Source organism: Flagellimonas taeanensis, assembly GCF_003584105.1.
GTDB classification, from domain to species: Bacteria; Bacteroidota; Bacteroidia; order Flavobacteriales; family Flavobacteriaceae; genus Flagellimonas; species Flagellimonas taeanensis.
Window position 1 is genome coordinate 198,288 of record NZ_QXFO01000022.1, and the last position, 17,217, is coordinate 215,504.

Here is a 17,217-nt window from a genome sequence, read left to right on the forward strand (position 1 = left end):
TCCCCTTGTGAAATCAAATGCAGAATGACTGCTTTTTTTATCACAATATCCATACATTTACTGGTTCAAAGGGACCTGGATGCAGGGCCCGATTAAAAATCGGAAAAAATTAATTTTTTTGATTTGAAGTACTCCAAGGTCTTTTTTCAGGTCACGTTCTATACCAGTATTTTTGGGATATTGCTCTTTGTTGCCGATTTTGGCTTTGATAAGCCCCGACAGGTACAGGAAGTGTTCAACACGATCTACTTTTTTGTAATTGGTCTGGGCATTGTTTCCACCGTCGTCCGTTATCTGGAACGCCAAAAGGAGATGAAACGTTCCGTCATCTTTTTCGATGCGGCCACCATTTTGGCCACCCTTGTGATACTCTATGTCCATTTTCTTGGGGAAGAGGCCCATCGGCACATTTCGTTCCTCTATAGTGATAATTGGGTAAAGTTTGCCATTATCCTCACTTTCATCAGGGAGTTTTCTGAACGGAACATCAACTATAAACGTACATTGCTCAACCCGGCGCAGCTCTTTATCGCAAGTTTTCTGGGTATCATATTCGTGGGGGCCTTGCTGTTGATGCTGCCCAATGCGACACATGATGGTATCTCTTTTTTGGATGCCCTGTTCACATCGACCAGTGCGGTGTGTGTCACGGGTCTTATCGTTGTGGATACCGGCAGCTACTTCACCCTTTTTGGTCAATCCATCATCCTGTTTCTCATACAGGCAGGGGGTATCGGCATATTGACCGTGGCCAGTTATTTCAGCTATTTCTTTAAAGGAGGGGCTTCTTATGAGAACCAGTTGACCTTGGGCGATATGACGGGGAGCAATAAGTTGGGGGAGGTGTTCTCTACCTTGAAACGTATTCTTGTCATCACATTTTCCATAGAGTTGGTGGCCGCACTATTGATTTACCTGAGCTTGGAAAAAGGATATTTTGGTTCTTTTTTTGAACGTTTCTTTTTCTCTGTGTTCCATGCGGTATCCGCTTTCTGCAATGCAGGGTTTTCCACCTTGCCCAACAGCCTTTACGAAACAGGGTTCCGCTTCAATTATGCCTTGCAAGGGGTCATTCTATTGGCTTTTGTATTGGGAGGACTGGGTTTCCCCATCGTGGTGAACATTATAAAATACCTTAAATATTTTGTCCTTAGGAAACTGTTCTATTTGGCAGGTCATGAACAGAAGTACAAGCCTTGGGTATTGAACCTGAACAGTCGCATCACGCTTGTCACCACGGCCACATTGACCATTTTGGGCACAGTAATGTTCTATTTCAACGAATATGACAATACTTTGGCAGAACATAAGGGAATCGGGAAGATAGTGACGGCCCTGTTCGGTGCCGCCACCCCACGAACGGCAGGGTTCAACAATGTGGATATGACAGCCTTGGATTTTTCCACAGTGATGATGATCTTTCTCTTGATGTGGGTCGGGGCATCCCCGGCTTCCACTGGTGGTGGGATCAAGACCAATACCTTTGCCATTGCCACGCTCAACTTTTTGAGCCTCGCCAAGGGAAAATCGAAAATAGAGATCTTCCGAAGGGAAATTTCCGAAATATCCGTGAGGCGCGCCTTTGCGGTCATATCTTTGTCCTTGCTGGTCATAGGATCGGGCATTATCTTGATTTCCGTCTTTGATGGTGAAAAAAAATTATTGGACATTGCCTTTGAATGTTTTTCGGCCTATAGCACCGTCGGACTCAGTCTGGGTATAACGGCACAACTGAGCGCTGCCAGCAAGTTTGTTATCATCGCGATCATGTTCATTGGAAGGGTAAGTATGCTCACCCTATTGATAGCGATGTTCAAAAAAGTAAAACAAAAGCAGTATAAGTATCCTGTTGAGGAACTTACCATAAATTAAATGCAGCACATGAAATACATTATAGTTGGTTTGGGCAGTTTTGGTGCATCATTGGCAGAAAAATTGACAGAGCAGGGAAATGAGGTCATCGGCATAGACACGAACATGGACAAGGTGGACAACTACAAAGAGCGCATTTCCCATACCATTTGTATGGATGCCACGGATGAGTTTACTGTTTCCGGTCTACCTTTGAAAGATACCGATATTGTGGTGGTGGCCATAGGGGAAGACAAGGGGGCCAGTGTGATGGCAACTGCCCTGTTCAAGAATTTTCAGGTGAAAAGATTGATAAGTAGGTCCATTGATGAACTCCACGAAAAAGTACTGCATGCCATAGGGGTGGACGAAATTGTACACCCTGAGGAAGAATCGGCCGAACGTTGGGCCAAGAAATTGTGCTTGAAAGGTGTGGTGGACTCCTTTGAACTGAACGATGATTATAGCATTGTGGAGGTCAGTGTTCCTTCACGCCTCCACGGAAAGACCATCAAGGAGAGCAATATCAGGGAAGGGTATAACTTATTGGTGTTGACCACTATTGCAAGCACACAGGAAAAAGCTTTGATAGGTAAGGTTAGGAACGTCACCCGGGTAAAAGGTGTGGCCCACCCTGATGACATGCTCAACAAAGAGGATTTCATTGTAGTCTATGGGGCCAACAAGGACATAAAAAAATTCTTGAGGGAAGATTGATCTCACACAATCTACTTATGTGCATTCACCACGACCCTGAACCCAATGTCCTGACGACGTAAATTTTGAGGGAACTCTTTTCGTGAGTGCACTTTCACATTATCTGCATCCTCAAAAAAACTGCCACCCATTACGGAAGGTCCCCATCGGTTTCCCAATTCCTTCAGTGTCCACTCCCAAACATTGCCGCACATGGCGTATAGCCCCATTTCATTGGGCTGCATGCAGGTAATGCAATCCGGCTTTTCCTTGCTGTTGCCGCTATAGACCACGTATGGGTTGGGCAATTCCGCATGGTACACAAAATCCTCGGTATCGAAATTTCCGGCCCGAGCAGCGTATTCCCACTGTGCAACGGTGGGCAATGTAAAGGGAATCCCATGCTTTTTTGTAAGCCAGGCACAATACTGCAGCGCATCGGAATAGGTGACGTTCACTACAGGCAGTTTGGGATCTCCCCAGCCCCAATCAGGTGGTGGTGGCATATCGCGCTCTGTCTCCTTACAGAATTGCTTGAAATCCTGGACACTGACCTCCGTATTGCTCATACGAAATCCTGGAATGTCATGGGACGGATAAGTTTTGGTCGTGTTGGAGATGCTGTCATAGGTCTGTATGCCGTAGGTTCCTCCTTGAACATAGACCATATCCTCCGGCAGGTTGTTCTGGGCATGCAAGGCCATTGGCAAGATGGATAGAATCATCAACAGTTTTTTGTAGGTGTCCATTGTTGTGGTATTAATTGTTCTGGGTTTCCATAAGCTGTCTTACAAGTTGTTCCAATTCCTTTGCCAAAGAAAGTTGGGAAGGGTCAAAATCGAAAGGTAGGCCTAAGTAGGTGATCCTTTCGGTTTCCAATGCCCCATCTTGTTCAAATTCCAGATTTTGCAGACAGCAAAAAATGATCTGATGGCTATCTTCATCCACAGTAATTGGAAAACTTTCAGGAGGTGTGTCCCCAAAGCCCATGGAAAATTCCCCTACTTGCATATCATGTTGGTAGATGGTGATGTCCTCATTGGGCAGCAATGCCTTAACAATGGCATTGGCCTTGTTGATATGTAACATGGTCTCAAAGTCCTGGGCGTTGGCCATAGGCCTGAAGCCGATGTTCATGTCTCCCATGTCCTCACTCACGGCAAACCTTGTTTTTGGAGACAGGCTTTTGGGCAGTTCCTGGAAGTCACCGCCCTTAATGATGAAGTAACGTTCGTTCTCTTCGGTTTCGGGTGTGGAGGTCCATTCCCAAACATTGCCCAACATACCGAACAATCCATACTCATTGGGGGCTGAACAACCAACACAGCTGAGTTCCCTCGTCCTTTTGGGCGTAGATGACCCTTTGGCGGCCAATTCCCATTCGGTTTCGCTGGGCAGCCGAAAAGGGATGTAGTAGCCATCCGAAATGTCCGCTAAATACCTTTCGGCTTCTTCTTTGGTGACCAAGGCAGGCAGGTTGGCCTCTTCATCGGACAGCTCATGGGGCGAGGCTTCGTCCCATAGTTTCAAGGACTCATTGTATTCCCCTGCACTGATTGCATATTTGTAGATGTAGAAATGATGCCCATCCGCTTTGATTTCCACAAAATTTTCCAGAAAACTATCTTGTTGTGCCGTGGCACCATGACCCAATGAAAAAGTGGCAACCAGAGTAAGGATTTTGATTTTTTTCAGTTTCAGTTTCATGTTTAGTCTCTAATGGTTTTGATGTATTCTGAACTACTGCCATCCCAATGACATTTTACACATCGGCCGTTTTGGAAATCGTGCGGGCAGTTTTCATATCCGTACAGGAAATGGGCACATTCGGGGCATAGTTCCTGCATAGGGGATGATGCGGCATAATAATCGCTCCCGCATTCGGAGCAGGTTCTTCTTATTTCATTGTTCTTTACTATCATACGGTTGATGTTTCCGTACATGCTTTTACAATCATTTCCTCCCGTAACCTCATTTGCATCTCTTTTTCGATTCGATAAAATTTTTCGAGCAAGTCATGTTTCCATATCGTTTTATAGATGCCCGATTCCGTTGTAAGCCCACTGAAAACCGATTGATAAAGATCCAAAAAGGGTTCCGCTTTTGCCGAGGCATATAGCGGTAACCGTAACCGGACTTCCAGTAGGGAAAGAAAAACATCCAAAGGATGTGTTTTGTTTTCCATTTGTAAAATATCCTTCCAAATATCCTTGAACCTTATTTTCAGGTTTTCCATCCCTTGATAGGCATAGTGAACCGTCCCAGTGGAAAAGGAACCAGCTTCCCAATTTACATCGAACAGTGCTTTTTTGAAATAATTCCCGCCTTTTGTCCCACTAAGGGAAAACCCCAAGAGGATGCCTGCATTACAATCCGTGGAACAAAGGGTGCTGCCAAATGTATAGAGCTTGTGTAGCAGGTGTCCATTTTCAGGTATTTTGCATACCAAAGCAGGTACAAATTCCGAGAACAAGGGTTTCTCCATTACTTTTTCAATTTCATGGGTGACCAGTTCCACATGTGGCCCACAATCGAAATGGAGCAGTCCCATTACGGCGTTTTTGGAAATTTCGTGGTCGTTTTCCTGAAAGGCATATTCCAACAATATGGGCACAACTGGCCGGTACCCCATGCTCCCCAGCACTTGGAACACTTCTGAATAATCGGGATTTACCAGGTTTTCCTTGTGTATGAATGTATCGTACAACCTGTGGGCATCCCCTTTCTTTCCAAATCGGTTAAAAATAGGACGGAGCAGTTCCGGTTCAATGTCAAAAGGATGGTCAAAAACGGTCTGTATGAGGGCTTCGCCGTCCTCTTGCTTGCCGAACAGCATAACGGGGGCCAAGAGTGCTTCCATAATGGAAAAATCCTTTTCCCCAGGGTTTTCCCATAAATATCCGATAAATTCTTTAGTGGCTGGAAGCATTGTTTTCTAGGGTCAGGATATATGGTTAAAAAGTATTCTCTTTAACTACGGGTTTTGGTCTTGCCCCCTTTAGTTTTGCCAAATGCAAAATGGCCTTGGCAAAGCGGTGGGCATTGTCCTCAACTTTAAAGTGTAATGTAAAGTCAGCTGCCGAGTAGCCATAGTTTTCCTTTACCTGTACATATACTGGATGGATTCCTTTGGGAAGGTTGAACCATAAGAGGAAATTAGTGCTGTTGGCATCTGGGGGATATATGCCATAATCCAGGAACATCTTGCCAAAATCATTTATGTTTATGCGTTTTTCGACAAAGTTTCCACCATACCCATTGGTTCCTTTAGTATATTCTTCCCTCAAAATAATCATATTGTTTTCGATTTCCATACGGGAGAAATAGTTTTCAGGATTCCAAGGGGCTATCATTTTTAAACCATATTGCTCTAGCCATAGGATGGTTTCTTCCTCCGTTTGCGCCTGTGCTGTAAATGAAGTTGAAAAAAATACGATTGTTGTCAATAGTACTTGGGTTATTTTTTTCATGGCTTTTTATGATTAAAATGTTTCTTTCTTCAAAGGCTTTGGATAAAAAATTTTTAAATGCTGGATGGCCTTGTTGAAACGGTTGACGAAATCTTCTTCTGGATCATTTTGGAAAGAAATCCTCAAGACGGTATTGGAAAATGCCAATTGCTCGGTTTCCTCCATGTATTTTTCCCATTGTTCTGTTCTGCTCAATGAATTATTTGGGATCATTCGTGCTTTCGTATATTTATATTCACAATATTCCTTTGAATACTTATCTACATTAAAGTTGAGAAATGTGTCGCTATATTCACTATACCCCTCATCATAACCATTTTTGTTTTCTGACCTCAATGTGACTTCACCTATGGCCCATATCGGAAATGTCCAATTTCGAATGGTATATTTGTTGCGGTAGCTAGTCCCACCTCCTCTCCCATTGTAACTCGCATCTATGTACTTTACTGAGGTGATTGTGAGAAAACGCATTTTAACATAACCATTAGTTGTAAATTCTATTGTGTTGTACACTTCACTTGTAGAACCTCCTTTATGGCTTGTGTATTTGAAGATTTTTTCCCTAATCCAATTTTCTGTTTCCTCCTTGGTCTGGGAAAATGCCCCCGTAACGGTTGCCAAGAGCACAATGGTCAATAAGATTTTTTTCATAGCTATGGTATTTTAAAGTTATTCTGCTTCTTGTCTCCAAACGATTATCTGCAACTGTAGGAGAAACGGTTGTCCTGTTTGATATTGTATTTGACCGTACTGTTCCTGTAATTTGCAATAGCTTGGCTACGTGCCGACTCCGCTTCCGAGCGGCTACCATACAGGCGTCTGTTTCCAAAAGCATCGAATCCTGTATTATAAGTGTAGGGGTTGCTGTATTGCGCCCCGAACCATTGGTCAAAGGCAATGGCAATATGGTCTATGGCATCCCGTCCATAGCCATATTTGGAAGTGTTGTCCCAATCACAGGTGGCTGATTTCACTTCGGAAAAGACAACATCATAGCTGTAATCACTGTTCTGATCTTTTTTGGATATTTCCAGATAGTAATAATAGGTTTTGTTCAATGTTTCCTCCTTGGGAATAGGATATAGGCTGAACAGTAAAGCACTGAATGTGATAAGAAATGGTTTCATATGGGTTTGTTTTTATGTTTGATGTCTTATTTTTTATTGTTGTGATCAATGAAACTCTGATTTTACATATTCATCATTGGACCATTTATAGAGTTTCCATTCCCCCGTGAGCTTGCCATCGCGGTATTCGCCTATGGCGTAGTTTCCCGTGAACAAACGGTTTTCTTTCCAGCGGCCCTCTTTTTGGCCTTTTACATAGTTTCCTTCGGTAGTCACCGATTTCGGGTTGTGATCATTTTCATAAAATCTCCAAAATCCATGCTTGAATCCATTCTCATAATGCCCTTCTTCTTTCAGCACACCCCACTTATATCTTTTATAGACCCCATGGTTTTTCCCGTTCACATAGTTGTTTTCTGACCAAAGGGAACCATTTTCCTCATAGGAGATACATTGTCCATGCAATTCTCCGTTCACATAAGTGCAATCTGAGATTACCTGACCGTTTGCCCAAAATGATCTGTCTTTGGTGATTTTCCCTTCATTGTAATCAGTGATTCTGGAAACACTGCCATCTTCATGGAACTCTTTGCGCTCGCCATGCAGGGCATCAATTTTATAGTGCTCGATGACGCGGGTTTTGGGAGGACCGTTTTTGAATAAATAGTCTTCCGTTATAAAGTATAGTTTCCATTCCCCGTGTTTTTTATCGTTAAGGACCGATCCTTCCTGTACCACTTTTCCATATCGATACTCTTGGAGATAGGTGGCCTGTCCGTTCTCGAAACGTATTTTTCGGCCAATGTTGCCATCTTGGTAATTTTGGGTCCATTCCCCAGATTGTTTTCCATTTTGGTAATATCCTTGGGTGCTGATTATCCCGTTCTCGAAATATGAGGTATAGGAGCCGTGTAAATTTCCATTCGCCATTTGGGCCCTTTCCCTGATTTTTCCATTGGGATAGTAGGTCAAAGTGTCTTTTTGCGCAAAGGCCAGTGCGGAGAGGAGCATCAGGCCTATAAATGACAATAATTTTGGCATAGGAATTTTATTGTATGGTTTTGGTCAATTTCACTGAAGGGTCCTGTATGACCCCTGCCAGCATTTCGGCACTCAATTTGGCCGTTACCACTGCACTGTCATGGGGTGAGAGCAAATTGGCCCATTTGAGCACTTTGTTCATGTCCCCCAGCAAAGCGGTGATTTCTGAAATCTCGAAGGTGTCTTCCTCGTTATCGGTCGTGTCATTGGAAATTTCTGTGGTTGCATCGATATCCTCCACCACTTCGGAGTTCCATTGGATCCGTCCCAAAAAGGAGTAGTTTTTCAATGTCTTGTTCAACATTCGGATATTTTCCATGGCCTTGACCCCAAACTTGCTGTTGGAATTGTAAACAAAGGTTGCCGGCATCACGATCCCGTCTTCGTTCACATAGTGAATGATCAATTTTGAAGCATCTACATTAGCTTTGCCCACTTTTGCGCCACCGGTCTGCGATGCGGCACTCACAATGGTCTGCGCCATCCTTCGGCCCACATCGGCACCGACCCTTTTGAGCTCCCTGCCCTCTGCCAGGTCCACGACCTCAAGCTCCAAAATGGCGGCCAATGGGATTTGGCTGAACTTATTTTTCAAAGGGGTGTTTTTTTCCTGCTCTTGGGGACTGGAATGATGGAATTCCAGAATCCCATCCTTTATCTGGGCCACAGTGAACTGTTGTTTCAACTCGGAAGGTCTCAACAGATTGGCACCGGGAAGCCCGCTTACATAACGGTGGAGCGGTATGGTATAATTGTCGCTCGCCTCCGAGATGCTTTTTTGCAGGGCAAGGCTTTCATAGTTTTTACGGTTCCTGATGTTTTCCGCCTCGGCTTTTGTATAGGTGGCAGTGCCCAACATTTCGGCATATTGTTGTTCTGAAGTATTATCCTTGGTGTCCTTTTTGGCAGCGCTTCGTTCCGCTTGCGCCCCAGAAGTATCGGCACCGTAATCGAACGCTTTTTGCTTAAGGTTGGTGAACCAGTTGTAGAAGCGCAGGACAAATGGCAATACGAGAAGCACCCACCAGTATTCCACAATGGCGGATTCCATGCTGTCATACCCTTCAATGACCCATAAGAGAATGGCTCCGGTAATAAAAAGGACAAGGGTAAGCTTAAAGTTTTTCCATATTTTCTGTATCATGGTGTTGGTTGGTCTTTTTGGTTGTTGATATCATTCCTTTTCTAGGCGAACGGACAGAATAAGTTGCTTGGCCTTTCTCATGGCTTAGATCTATTTCTGACAATGGAATTTGAATTGAAAATGAATAAGATAGCTTTTTCCATAATCAAGTTTTTTAGGTATAGATTTAGGACTATCAACAAAAATAAATAGGTACAGACATTGTCCACAATACCCAATTTTGGGTATTTTGGCCCTGTGAATCACTTAGATAACGTTGAAAACGGGCTTTTTTATATCTAGATATAGCCTTTTCTGATGCAATCAGCTACCAGTTCCGAAGTGTTCCTGGCATTGGATTTGCGCAGAATGTTCTTTCGGTGGGTGAAGACCGTTTGGATGGAGATGTTCAGTTCCTTGGAAACCTCATCTGTGGATCGGCCCTTTGCCAATAACCGAATGACCTCCAGTTCTCTTTTGGTGAAGGATGGGCTCTGCGTTTCATAATCAAAGGGAACAAAATTATCGAAGACCTGGTCCTCGAACACATCGATCTCAAGAAAAGAGGGTTCCCCGTTCAGGCCGATGAGGGACAGCTTTCGGTTGCCGATGGAAGTGATGTGGTTGATATCGGTGTGGGTGCCAAAAACCTTCAACAGTGCGCCATTTTCCGTGGTCCTCAAAGTAATGGTCTGCATCAGGAACAATCTGTAGGTGCCATTGGCCATTCTTTCCCTTAGACTATAGGTGATCTTATAGTTGACCATCTTGTCCGGGCTTATGCAGTTTTTTAAAAAGTGGGCCACCACATCTTCACACCGAAGGAAAAAGTCGAGGTCGTCAGGGTGTATCGCATTGATAAACCTATCCAACGAGAAATCGTTTGGTGCTATGCCCAATAGGGTTTGGACAGAATCACTCACCACATCCAAGGTAAGGGTAGGGGAGTCAATGATGTAGTAGTAATAGGGGCCCGGACAAAAAAGATTGGCCATGTAGTCAACGATGTTGACAGCCTTGAGCTCCACTGATTTTTTGGCCAGATAATTACTGTGCGACTTCCAAATGTCCACAACGACTTCATGGTTGGTCTTCATGTGCTTATGGATAAAATAGGCTCGGTCTGTTCCATAACAGAACAGGAAATTCTCGGTTTTTAGTATGTAATATAGGATAAAAACTGCAAATTTTGGACACCTCCATTGTAGATACTTGAGGTATTTTCTCCATATATGTTGTACTACTGGGGTATTTTTTCGACCAGTATTTCATTTCCTTTTTTATCGAAATAAGTGCAGGTCATTTTTTTCATGGATACCGCCCATTTCTCGATACCCATTTGGGCACTCATGACTATAAAAGTGAGATAGTCCGTATTCCCTTTTTGGTGCTCTTTCAATTCAATCATGAACTGCTCCCGGTTGCACTCATCCGCAATGGCAATGGCCTCGTATTTGGCAGGAGCCATTATGGTCTGTCCGTTTGCCCCGTGATAGTCAATGTGACCATCTGCCACATAGGTTTCATATTGAGTGACCCCCAGAGTTTTGATTTCCTGTATGTAAGCGGGAAAATCTGCACCTGACCTTACTTTGTTATGTGCGGCTTTAATTTGTTCTATCGTAAACATGATCTTTCATTAATAGATTGCACAATTTTCATAAATCGATATAAATTATCGAAGAGAAAAATGAAAGAGTCGAACAACTCTTTTACTTCATCCCCATAGATGTAAATGTAGTGGAAAATCGATGATGTATGATCACCAAAATGATAGTGGTCAGGAAGGACAAAACCAAAGAAACTTATTTTAGGGTTCTCTCACCCACAGGCAATCCACTTGGGGATGCAGCCATAAAAAAGTTACGGGAAAATGGGTGGTGATGGTTTTTTTTAGGAGCATGGTGGTCGCTTCCTCCTTTCCGTTTCCACAAATCAATAAGATGATCCTTTTTGCGGACAGGATGTCGTGCATTCCAAGGGTCATCCCATATTCTGGTCTTTGAGGCAATTCGCTTACCATGCCGTGCGCTTTGGATTCCTCCGACAGTTCGGCAACATGGCAAAAAGGTTGGAGCGCGTCTGCAGGTTCATTGAAGCCGATATGTCCGTTCTTTCCCAGACCCAGAATACAGAGATCTATCTGTCCTTTTTTTTCGATGAGCTGTTGAATCCGTGCGCATTCGGCTTCGGGATCTTTGGGGTTAGGAAGAAAACCTGTATAGCGATCGTTGGTTATTTTGAGGGGATGGAGCAGCTGTTCTAGCAAATAGCGTTCGCAGGAACTTGGATGGTCTGCGGGAAGTCCTCCCCATTCATCCAACTTTAGAACATGGAGCCCCTCAAAAAGTTTGGGGTCGTCCATAAAAGCATCTGCCAATAGCTGATAGGTTCCTGTGGGCGAATTGCCCGTAGCGGCACAAAGGGAAAAGTTTTTTTTTCGTTCCAATTCATCCATGATGATCTGGGCGGCATGGGCGCTCATTTGCCCATAATGGTCAAAAATATGTATGTTCATTACGCCCAGGCATTTTCACCATTATACGGAATGCAGCCTTCAAACCTGCCCGGGACGGGGTTGTACCGAAGGGCCTTTGTGGCCCCAGGCTCAGAGGAGAAATACCCCCACAGGGTCAGTTCTTTGAGCATGCCAAAAAAATGTGGTTTGCCGGATAGACGGTATTTTCTTGCCTCATCATCAAACTGGGTCAATAGTTCTAACTTTTGTTCCTGGGTCAGGTCAAGAAACGCCTTTCCGTATGTTTCTTCAGATTGTTCGGCAATGGTTTCGAGTCCGTTGATGAAGATGGAAGCCTCATCAAGATCATAACAATCGTTCACCATGGCTTTGATGAATGTCCCGACATGGGCCGCTTTGGCTCCGGGCGATTGGACGGTGTCGGGGAGAATGGTCTCACTGATTTCATCCAATAATGGTACATCGGTAACCGTGATCAGTTGCGCCCTTTTTTTGGGAGGAGCGGAACAGCCTGACAAAAATAGTTCGGCTCCGATGATACTGCTGCCCAGTGCAATGGTCGTGAGTTTTAAGGCTTCTCTTCTTTCCATGGTTTGTTCTTTATAACTACTGCTTCCATAATTTATAAGGTTTGTCCACTTCGGTCTTGAAGGGCAGTTCCACTTTTTTTCCAGAACCTGCCGATTCATAAGCCGCAAAAATGACCTCCAAAACGGCCTTGCCGTCCTCCCCGGTCACCAAGGGTTGCTTGTCGTTTTTGACGCAATCCACAAAGTGTTCAAACTCTTGGGGAAAGCCATAATTCCAGCTTTCCTCATACATGGTGTAGCTCCATCCAATGGTGTTCCCTGCCTTTTCCACTGCGTAGCCGACCCCTTTGTTGCTATAGGTCTGGATGGAACTGCCTTGGAGCAGGTCGGCATAGGCCACACCTTCCGAGCCATGTATCTCCGCCTTGTCGTCCATACCGCCCAGTTTGGTCCAACTTTCCTCCATCATGGCCACTACACCATCCTCAAATTCCAAAATGATGATGGCATTGTCCTCTCCCTTGGTCTTGTCCGCATGGACACTGGTCATCATTTGTGCATATACCGATTTGATGGCCTTTTCGGGATGTAGCCAACGAAAAAATTGGATGGCATGGCAGCCCATGTCCATGGTGACCCCACCACCGGAACGTTCCACGTCCCAGAAATGATCGGCATGTGGGCCGTCGTGCTTTTCGGATTGTTTGAAGAGGACAGGTTTTCCTAGGGCACCTTCATCCAAAAGTGCCTTCATGCGAACATATTTTGGGGCAAAGCACAGTTCCTCTGCGTACATGAGCTTGACATTGGCCTGTTTGCATGCATCGATCATGAGGTCGGCTTCCTTTAAGTTCATGCACAGGGGCTTTTCGACCACGACATGCTTGCCTGCCTTTGCAATTTTCAGTGTGATCTCACAATGAAGGTAATTGGGAGCCCCGATGACCACCATGTCAATTTCAGGCATGGACAGCATCTGGTCCAGGTCGGTAAAGTGGTTGGGGATGTTGAATTTTTCCGCAAAGTTCTTGGCATTCCCTTCGGTGGGCGACATTACTGCCAAAATTTCCGCATCGGCCACCCTGCCCAGCGCATCTGCATGTATGCTCGATATAAATTGTGAACCTACGAGTCCGATCCCTACTTTCTTGTCCATTGGTGCATTTTTATGTTATAAAATCCCACTTTTGAATTGTGCTACTGCATAAGTGGCCGCCCTGGCCGTAAGTGCCATGTACAAAATGGAAGGGCTTTGGTTCCCTGTGCTGGTCATGCAGGCGCCATCCGTGACAAAGACATTCTTGCAGGCATGTAATTGGTTGTGCTCGTTCAACAGGGAGGTCTTTGGGTTTTTGCCCATCCGTACACCGCCCATTTCGTGGATGTCGAGGCCGGGGGCCTGTTTGTTATCCAATGTCTCAATGTCCGTACAACCCATTTGTTCCAGCATTTTTCGGCTTTCGGCCAAAAAATCGTTGACCATTTTGTCATCGTTTTCATCATAGCCTACATCGGTCACCAATAGGGGAATGCCCCAATCATCTGTCTTGTCAGGGCTAAGATATACTCTGTTGGAAGCCTTGGGAATGGTCTCGCCCTGCATGTACATGTAAATGCGCCAATCACCCGGCTTACTGATCCGGTGCTTAAAGTCGGCCCCAAGTTGGGGGACATTTTCAGGCACTTCTTCGGTCCTGTTCCTATAGCCCCCTGTGAAAATGGTATAACCGCCCACAAAGTCGGTATCCTGTTCCTTGAGGTTACGGTAATTGGCTATGATGCATTCCGAAGGCCTTGATCCATAGTAGTATTTGTCCTCGAATCCACTGATTTTGCCGCCCGCACTGGCCCTATAATTATGGAAGCCGACATATCTTCCCAACAGATCGTGGTCATTGCCCAAGCCGTTCGGAAAGCGTTCCGATCTTGAATTGAGTAAGATCAGGTTGGAATTGAGTGCTGATGCATTTACAAATATGATACGGGCATTATAGATGATCTCTTCTTTGGTGTTCGTGTCGATGACCTTGACCCCTGAAGCTTTTCCGGTAGCATCATCATAGATGATGGAGTGCACTACGGAAAACGGACGTATGGTGAGGTTCCCGGTTTTTTCCGCCCAGGGCAAAGTGGAAGCGTTGGAACTGAAATATCCTCCAAATGGGCAGCCACGCATACACTTGTTACGGCATTGGCATTTGCTCCGACCTTGGTCCAGATGGATTTGCTCCGGTTCGCTCACGTGTGCCCATCGGCCTTGGGCCAAGTACCTTCCAGGAAACTGTTTTTCAAGAACATCCTTCATGTGCTCTTCCACACAGTTCAGCTCGAAAGGGGGAAGAAATTCGCCATCGGGCATGGCTTCGATGCCGTCCTTGTTACCACAGACCCCTATGAATTTTTCTACATGGGAATACCAAGGTGCGATATCATCATAACCAATGGGCCACGCTATCCCGTAGCCATATTTTTGGGGCGCCTTGAACTCATAATCGCTCCAACGTTGGCAGGCACGCCCCCAGATCAGTGACTTACCACCCACTTGATAGCCCCTGATCCAGTCGAACGGTTTTTCTTGGACGTAGGGGTGATCGGCATCCTTGATGAAAAAATGGGCCGTGTCCTCGCCAAATCCCGCAGCTTTGGTGATCAGGGGATTTTCTTGGTAGAACTCCTTGGCCATCCTGCCGCCATGGGCAAAATCCCAAGGATCCATGGTCATGGTCGGGTAATCCTTGATGTGCCTTACATCCCGCCCCCGTTCCAATACCAGGGTTTTGAGACCCTGCTCACAGAGTTCTTTGGCCGCCCAACCCCCGGATATGCCCGACCCGATCACGATGGCATCAAACTGGTTTTCCATTGGAGATATGTTTGTGGTTGTTTTAAAGTTATAAAACCTTTTGTACAATTTCAGGTTTTCACCTCATACATAATGGTCTATTTATGAGGGATTTCTTGCTCGGCGGTTTATGGCCAGATTTCCAAAGGTGGTTGTTTCATCCGACACTCTTTTTGTAAATTACCCCATATTTTTTGTAAAATCGTGATGGGACAATGATCAAAGAGGCAGATTTAAAACGCTTTTACTTTGAACTGGATGAAGAAACACCTGTCCAAGTGCTTCTGAACAGACATGAAGATATTGGTGAAGGCTGGTTCGATATGCATTATGAACTGGAACTGGGGGTAGTGGTAGAAGGAAGAATGGTCAGGGAATACTTTGGTCACAAGGTGGAAATCGGACCTGGGGACATTTGGCTTTGCAATATGTGGGAGCCACATGGTTTTGAGATAGTGGAGGCTCCCTGCGAAGTGGTCGTTTTTGTAGTGGACCCAAAATATTGTGCCACATCCCATTTTCTGAACAAGGACATTTCCATGGCATTCATGGCTTCACCTGCCGAAAGACCTAGGACATTGTCCAACTCAAAGCAGGAGATGAAAGGTTTGGCAAAAAAGGTCCAAGTACAGTTCTCCGAAGATGATGATCCTGATTGGGCCAAGCTTTATTTTTTTCAGGCCATGCTTTCATTGATTGAAAAATGGGAGCCGCAGAGTCCTATGACCAGTTATGGTTCCCGAACATCCATTCAAGGTGCCCTTCGGTTGATTTTCAGGGAAAGAAGATTGATCACGACCAAAGAGGCCGCATCGGTCTGCAATATGTCGGTCACCAAGTTCACGGCCTTGTTCAAGGACCTTATGGGGTCTACCTTTTCTGATTTCGCCCTGCAATATAGGATAAAAGGTGCCGCTTCCCAATTGAAGAACTCCGACCTCACCCAAGAGGCCGTGGCACTGAATTGGGGATTTACCGATGCAAGCCATTTGCACAAGCACCTTTATCACGTAGTGGACAAAAAGTTATGAGCCAAGGCGGTATACATGCCCTACTTCCCATCAAAAAGAAGGAGGGGAGTGATTGGGGCTATTCTTGGGTTCCGGTGACCCATTGTTGGTTGTGCCTTGGCGGCCCTTTTGTATGGAATTTCGTCTTGGGCATGACACCGCTATTATTTGGATCAAATTCAGACGATTGTTTATATCGGCTGTTTTGTTTTCATGTGTTGGGCATTCCTCTTTCCATTTCTTCGCAAAGAAGTTGTTCAGCAGATATACGTCAATTGCCGTATTGAGCCAATTTGTTTTTCCCGTTAGGTTTGTGCAACAACCATTTTAACAACCAATCCCATGGGAAAATTTAGATTGATTTTGACTTTTGTGGCACTTTCAACATTCGTTTCAACTGCCCAACAAAGCATACAATGTGTCAAAGGCGATTGCCAAAACGGATATGGTTTTGCCACTCTTTCGGAAGGCAACAAGGAAATTGGCTATCAGGTCGGTTTTCACGAAAATCAGCTTTTGCAGGGAATAGGAAATCAGACCGGCGACTTTGGCAAGTATTGGGGCAAGTTCAAAAATGGAAAGAAAGAGGGCTTTTTCAGCTATGAAAGCGAAGGCAACATGTATGCTTTTGGTATGTACGTGGATGGTAAACGGGAAGGGCTGCATGTGATCAGGAACAAAACGGGCTACGAGTTCAGGGACTACCAAAATGATAAGCATGTTAGCAACAGTCCATTGGTGACCACAGGCATTACGCCATGTGTGATGGGCAACTGCGAAAATGGCAAGGGGGTCAAGGTCAATGGCAACGACGCCGTTTACAGCAACTGGAAAAATGGACAAAAGAACGGGATGACCATGGAATTTTTGATGTTGGAGAAAAAAATCATTTTTTCTGAGTTCGCCGAAGGTATTGTTGATGGTCTGCAAATGATATGGCATTTTGATGGAAGTAGGGAAATCATGCAAATGCAAAATGGTACCATAAATGGTCAATACTTGAAAAAGAACCAGAACAATACCCATGAGGCCGCCATATACAGGGATGGCCAACCAACAACTTCCTTTTAGACTTTCAAAACCTAGTCCTCCAACCTAAAAACATACC

The 17,217-nt window shown here is 44.9% G+C and carries 18 protein-coding genes; 4 read left to right on the forward strand and 14 right to left on the reverse strand.

What is annotated here, in order from left to right; all coding sequences use genetic code 11:
• Window positions 1–123 precede the first annotated feature (123 nt).
• Window positions 124–1,872: a TrkH family potassium uptake protein gene (locus D2V93_RS11140; protein ID WP_119619542.1), complete on the forward strand. Its 1,749-nt coding sequence runs from the start codon at window positions 124–126 to the stop codon at window positions 1,870–1,872.
• A gap of 9 nt (window positions 1,873–1,881) precedes the next feature.
• On the forward strand, window positions 1,882–2,568 hold the full coding sequence (locus D2V93_RS11145; RefSeq protein WP_072881569.1) for a potassium channel family protein: 687 nt from the start codon (window positions 1,882–1,884) through the stop codon (window positions 2,566–2,568).
• 11 nt (window positions 2,569–2,579) lie between these two features.
• On the opposite strand, the gene D2V93_RS11150 is transcribed toward D2V93_RS11145, so the two are convergent.
• The 14 genes from D2V93_RS11150 to D2V93_RS11220 form a co-directional block, all read right to left on the reverse strand.
• Complete coding sequence (locus tag D2V93_RS11150; protein WP_119619543.1) at window positions 2,580–3,296, reverse strand: formylglycine-generating enzyme family protein; 717 nt, start codon at window positions 3,294–3,296, stop codon at window positions 2,580–2,582.
• A 10-nt stretch (window positions 3,297–3,306) separates the two neighbouring features.
• Window positions 3,307–4,254: a formylglycine-generating enzyme family protein gene (locus tag D2V93_RS11155; RefSeq protein ID WP_119619544.1), complete on the reverse strand. Its 948-nt coding sequence runs from the start codon at window positions 4,252–4,254 to the stop codon at window positions 3,307–3,309.
• Window positions 4,255–4,465: 211 nt separating this feature from the next.
• A complete protein-coding gene (locus D2V93_RS11165) occupies window positions 4,466–5,476 on the reverse strand; it encodes a hypothetical protein (protein ID WP_119619546.1) in 1,011 nt (336 codons plus the stop codon).
• Window positions 5,477–5,501: 25 nt separating this feature from the next.
• A complete protein-coding gene (locus tag D2V93_RS11170) occupies window positions 5,502–6,017 on the reverse strand; it encodes a hypothetical protein (protein ID WP_119619547.1) in 516 nt (171 codons plus the stop codon).
• 12 nt (window positions 6,018–6,029) lie between these two features.
• The gene (locus D2V93_RS11175) at window positions 6,030–6,668 is read right to left on the reverse strand and encodes a hypothetical protein (protein WP_119619548.1); all 639 of its coding nucleotides are present in this window, start codon (window positions 6,666–6,668) and stop codon (window positions 6,030–6,032) included.
• A 44-nt stretch (window positions 6,669–6,712) separates the two neighbouring features.
• Window positions 6,713–7,144: a hypothetical protein gene (locus D2V93_RS11180; protein ID WP_119619549.1), complete on the reverse strand. Its 432-nt coding sequence runs from the start codon at window positions 7,142–7,144 to the stop codon at window positions 6,713–6,715.
• A 45-nt stretch (window positions 7,145–7,189) separates the two neighbouring features.
• Window positions 7,190–8,125: a toxin-antitoxin system YwqK family antitoxin gene (locus D2V93_RS11185; protein ID WP_119619550.1), complete on the reverse strand. Its 936-nt coding sequence runs from the start codon at window positions 8,123–8,125 to the stop codon at window positions 7,190–7,192.
• Window positions 8,126–8,132: 7 nt separating this feature from the next.
• The gene (locus tag D2V93_RS11190) at window positions 8,133–9,269 is read right to left on the reverse strand and encodes a hypothetical protein (protein ID WP_119619551.1); all 1,137 of its coding nucleotides are present in this window, start codon (window positions 9,267–9,269) and stop codon (window positions 8,133–8,135) included.
• 278 nt (window positions 9,270–9,547) lie between these two features.
• A complete protein-coding gene (locus tag D2V93_RS11195) occupies window positions 9,548–10,345 on the reverse strand; it encodes a LuxR C-terminal-related transcriptional regulator (protein WP_119619552.1) in 798 nt (265 codons plus the stop codon).
• A 143-nt stretch (window positions 10,346–10,488) separates the two neighbouring features.
• Window positions 10,489–10,878, reverse strand: coding sequence for a DUF1398 domain-containing protein (locus tag D2V93_RS11200; RefSeq protein ID WP_119619553.1), 390 nt, complete (start codon window positions 10,876–10,878; stop codon window positions 10,489–10,491).
• 180 nt (window positions 10,879–11,058) lie between these two features.
• Window positions 11,059–11,766, reverse strand: coding sequence for a galactosamine-6-phosphate isomerase (locus D2V93_RS11205; RefSeq protein WP_119619554.1), 708 nt, complete (start codon window positions 11,764–11,766; stop codon window positions 11,059–11,061).
• Complete coding sequence (locus D2V93_RS11210) at window positions 11,766–12,317, reverse strand: gluconate 2-dehydrogenase subunit 3 family protein (protein ID WP_119619555.1); 552 nt, start codon at window positions 12,315–12,317, stop codon at window positions 11,766–11,768. The genes D2V93_RS11205 and D2V93_RS11210 overlap by 1 nt, the downstream gene beginning before the upstream one ends.
• A gap of 16 nt (window positions 12,318–12,333) precedes the next feature.
• Entirely contained in the window at window positions 12,334–13,413 is a 1,080-nt protein-coding gene (locus D2V93_RS11215; RefSeq protein WP_119619556.1) for a Gfo/Idh/MocA family protein, read from the reverse strand.
• Between the two features lie 15 nt (window positions 13,414–13,428).
• Entirely contained in the window at window positions 13,429–15,120 is a 1,692-nt protein-coding gene (locus D2V93_RS11220; protein ID WP_119619557.1) for a GMC oxidoreductase, read from the reverse strand.
• A 194-nt stretch (window positions 15,121–15,314) separates the two neighbouring features.
• On the opposite strand from D2V93_RS11220, the gene D2V93_RS11225 reads away from it, so the two are divergent.
• Both D2V93_RS11225 and D2V93_RS11230 read left to right on the forward strand, forming a co-directional pair.
• On the forward strand, window positions 15,315–16,130 hold the full coding sequence (locus D2V93_RS11225; RefSeq protein WP_072881455.1) for a helix-turn-helix domain-containing protein: 816 nt from the start codon (window positions 15,315–15,317) through the stop codon (window positions 16,128–16,130).
• Window positions 16,131–16,451: 321 nt separating this feature from the next.
• Window positions 16,452–17,180: an MORN repeat-containing protein gene (locus D2V93_RS11230; RefSeq protein WP_119619558.1), complete on the forward strand. Its 729-nt coding sequence runs from the start codon at window positions 16,452–16,454 to the stop codon at window positions 17,178–17,180.
• The last annotated feature ends 37 nt before the right edge of the window (window positions 17,181–17,217 follow it).

What these genes read in the sequence shown, in the direction of transcription:
- D2V93_RS11145 (WP_072881569.1), top strand. Translation starts at nt 1,882, where the DNA reads ATGAAATACATTATAGTTGGTTTGGGCAGTTTTGGTGCATCATTGGCA.
- D2V93_RS11150 (WP_119619543.1), bottom strand. Translation starts at nt 3,296, where the DNA reads ATGGACACCTACAAAAAACTGTTGATGATTCTATCCATCTTGCCAATG.
- D2V93_RS11155 (WP_119619544.1), bottom strand. Translation starts at nt 4,254, where the DNA reads ATGAAACTGAAACTGAAAAAAATCAAAATCCTTACTCTGGTTGCCACT.
- D2V93_RS11165 (WP_119619546.1), bottom strand. Translation starts at nt 5,476, where the DNA reads ATGCTTCCAGCCACTAAAGAATTTATCGGATATTTATGGGAAAACCCT.
- D2V93_RS11170 (WP_119619547.1), bottom strand. Translation starts at nt 6,017, where the DNA reads ATGAAAAAAATAACCCAAGTACTATTGACAACAATCGTATTTTTTTCA.
- D2V93_RS11175 (WP_119619548.1), bottom strand. Translation starts at nt 6,668, where the DNA reads ATGAAAAAAATCTTATTGACCATTGTGCTCTTGGCAACCGTTACGGGG.
- D2V93_RS11180 (WP_119619549.1), bottom strand. Translation starts at nt 7,144, where the DNA reads ATGAAACCATTTCTTATCACATTCAGTGCTTTACTGTTCAGCCTATAT.
- D2V93_RS11185 (WP_119619550.1), bottom strand. Translation starts at nt 8,125, where the DNA reads ATGCCAAAATTATTGTCATTTATAGGCCTGATGCTCCTCTCCGCACTG.
- D2V93_RS11190 (WP_119619551.1), bottom strand. Translation starts at nt 9,269, where the DNA reads ATGATACAGAAAATATGGAAAAACTTTAAGCTTACCCTTGTCCTTTTT.
- D2V93_RS11195 (WP_119619552.1), bottom strand. Translation starts at nt 10,345, where the DNA reads ATGAAGACCAACCATGAAGTCGTTGTGGACATTTGGAAGTCGCACAGT.
- D2V93_RS11200 (WP_119619553.1), bottom strand. Translation starts at nt 10,878, where the DNA reads ATGTTTACGATAGAACAAATTAAAGCCGCACATAACAAAGTAAGGTCA.
- D2V93_RS11205 (WP_119619554.1), bottom strand. Translation starts at nt 11,766, where the DNA reads ATGAACATACATATTTTTGACCATTATGGGCAAATGAGCGCCCATGCC.
- D2V93_RS11210 (WP_119619555.1), bottom strand. Translation starts at nt 12,317, where the DNA reads ATGGAAAGAAGAGAAGCCTTAAAACTCACGACCATTGCACTGGGCAGC.
- D2V93_RS11215 (WP_119619556.1), bottom strand. Translation starts at nt 13,413, where the DNA reads ATGGACAAGAAAGTAGGGATCGGACTCGTAGGTTCACAATTTATATCG.
- D2V93_RS11220 (WP_119619557.1), bottom strand. Translation starts at nt 15,120, where the DNA reads ATGGAAAACCAGTTTGATGCCATCGTGATCGGGTCGGGCATATCCGGG.
- D2V93_RS11225 (WP_072881455.1), top strand. Translation starts at nt 15,315, where the DNA reads ATGATCAAAGAGGCAGATTTAAAACGCTTTTACTTTGAACTGGATGAA.
- D2V93_RS11230 (WP_119619558.1), top strand. Translation starts at nt 16,452, where the DNA reads ATGGGAAAATTTAGATTGATTTTGACTTTTGTGGCACTTTCAACATTC.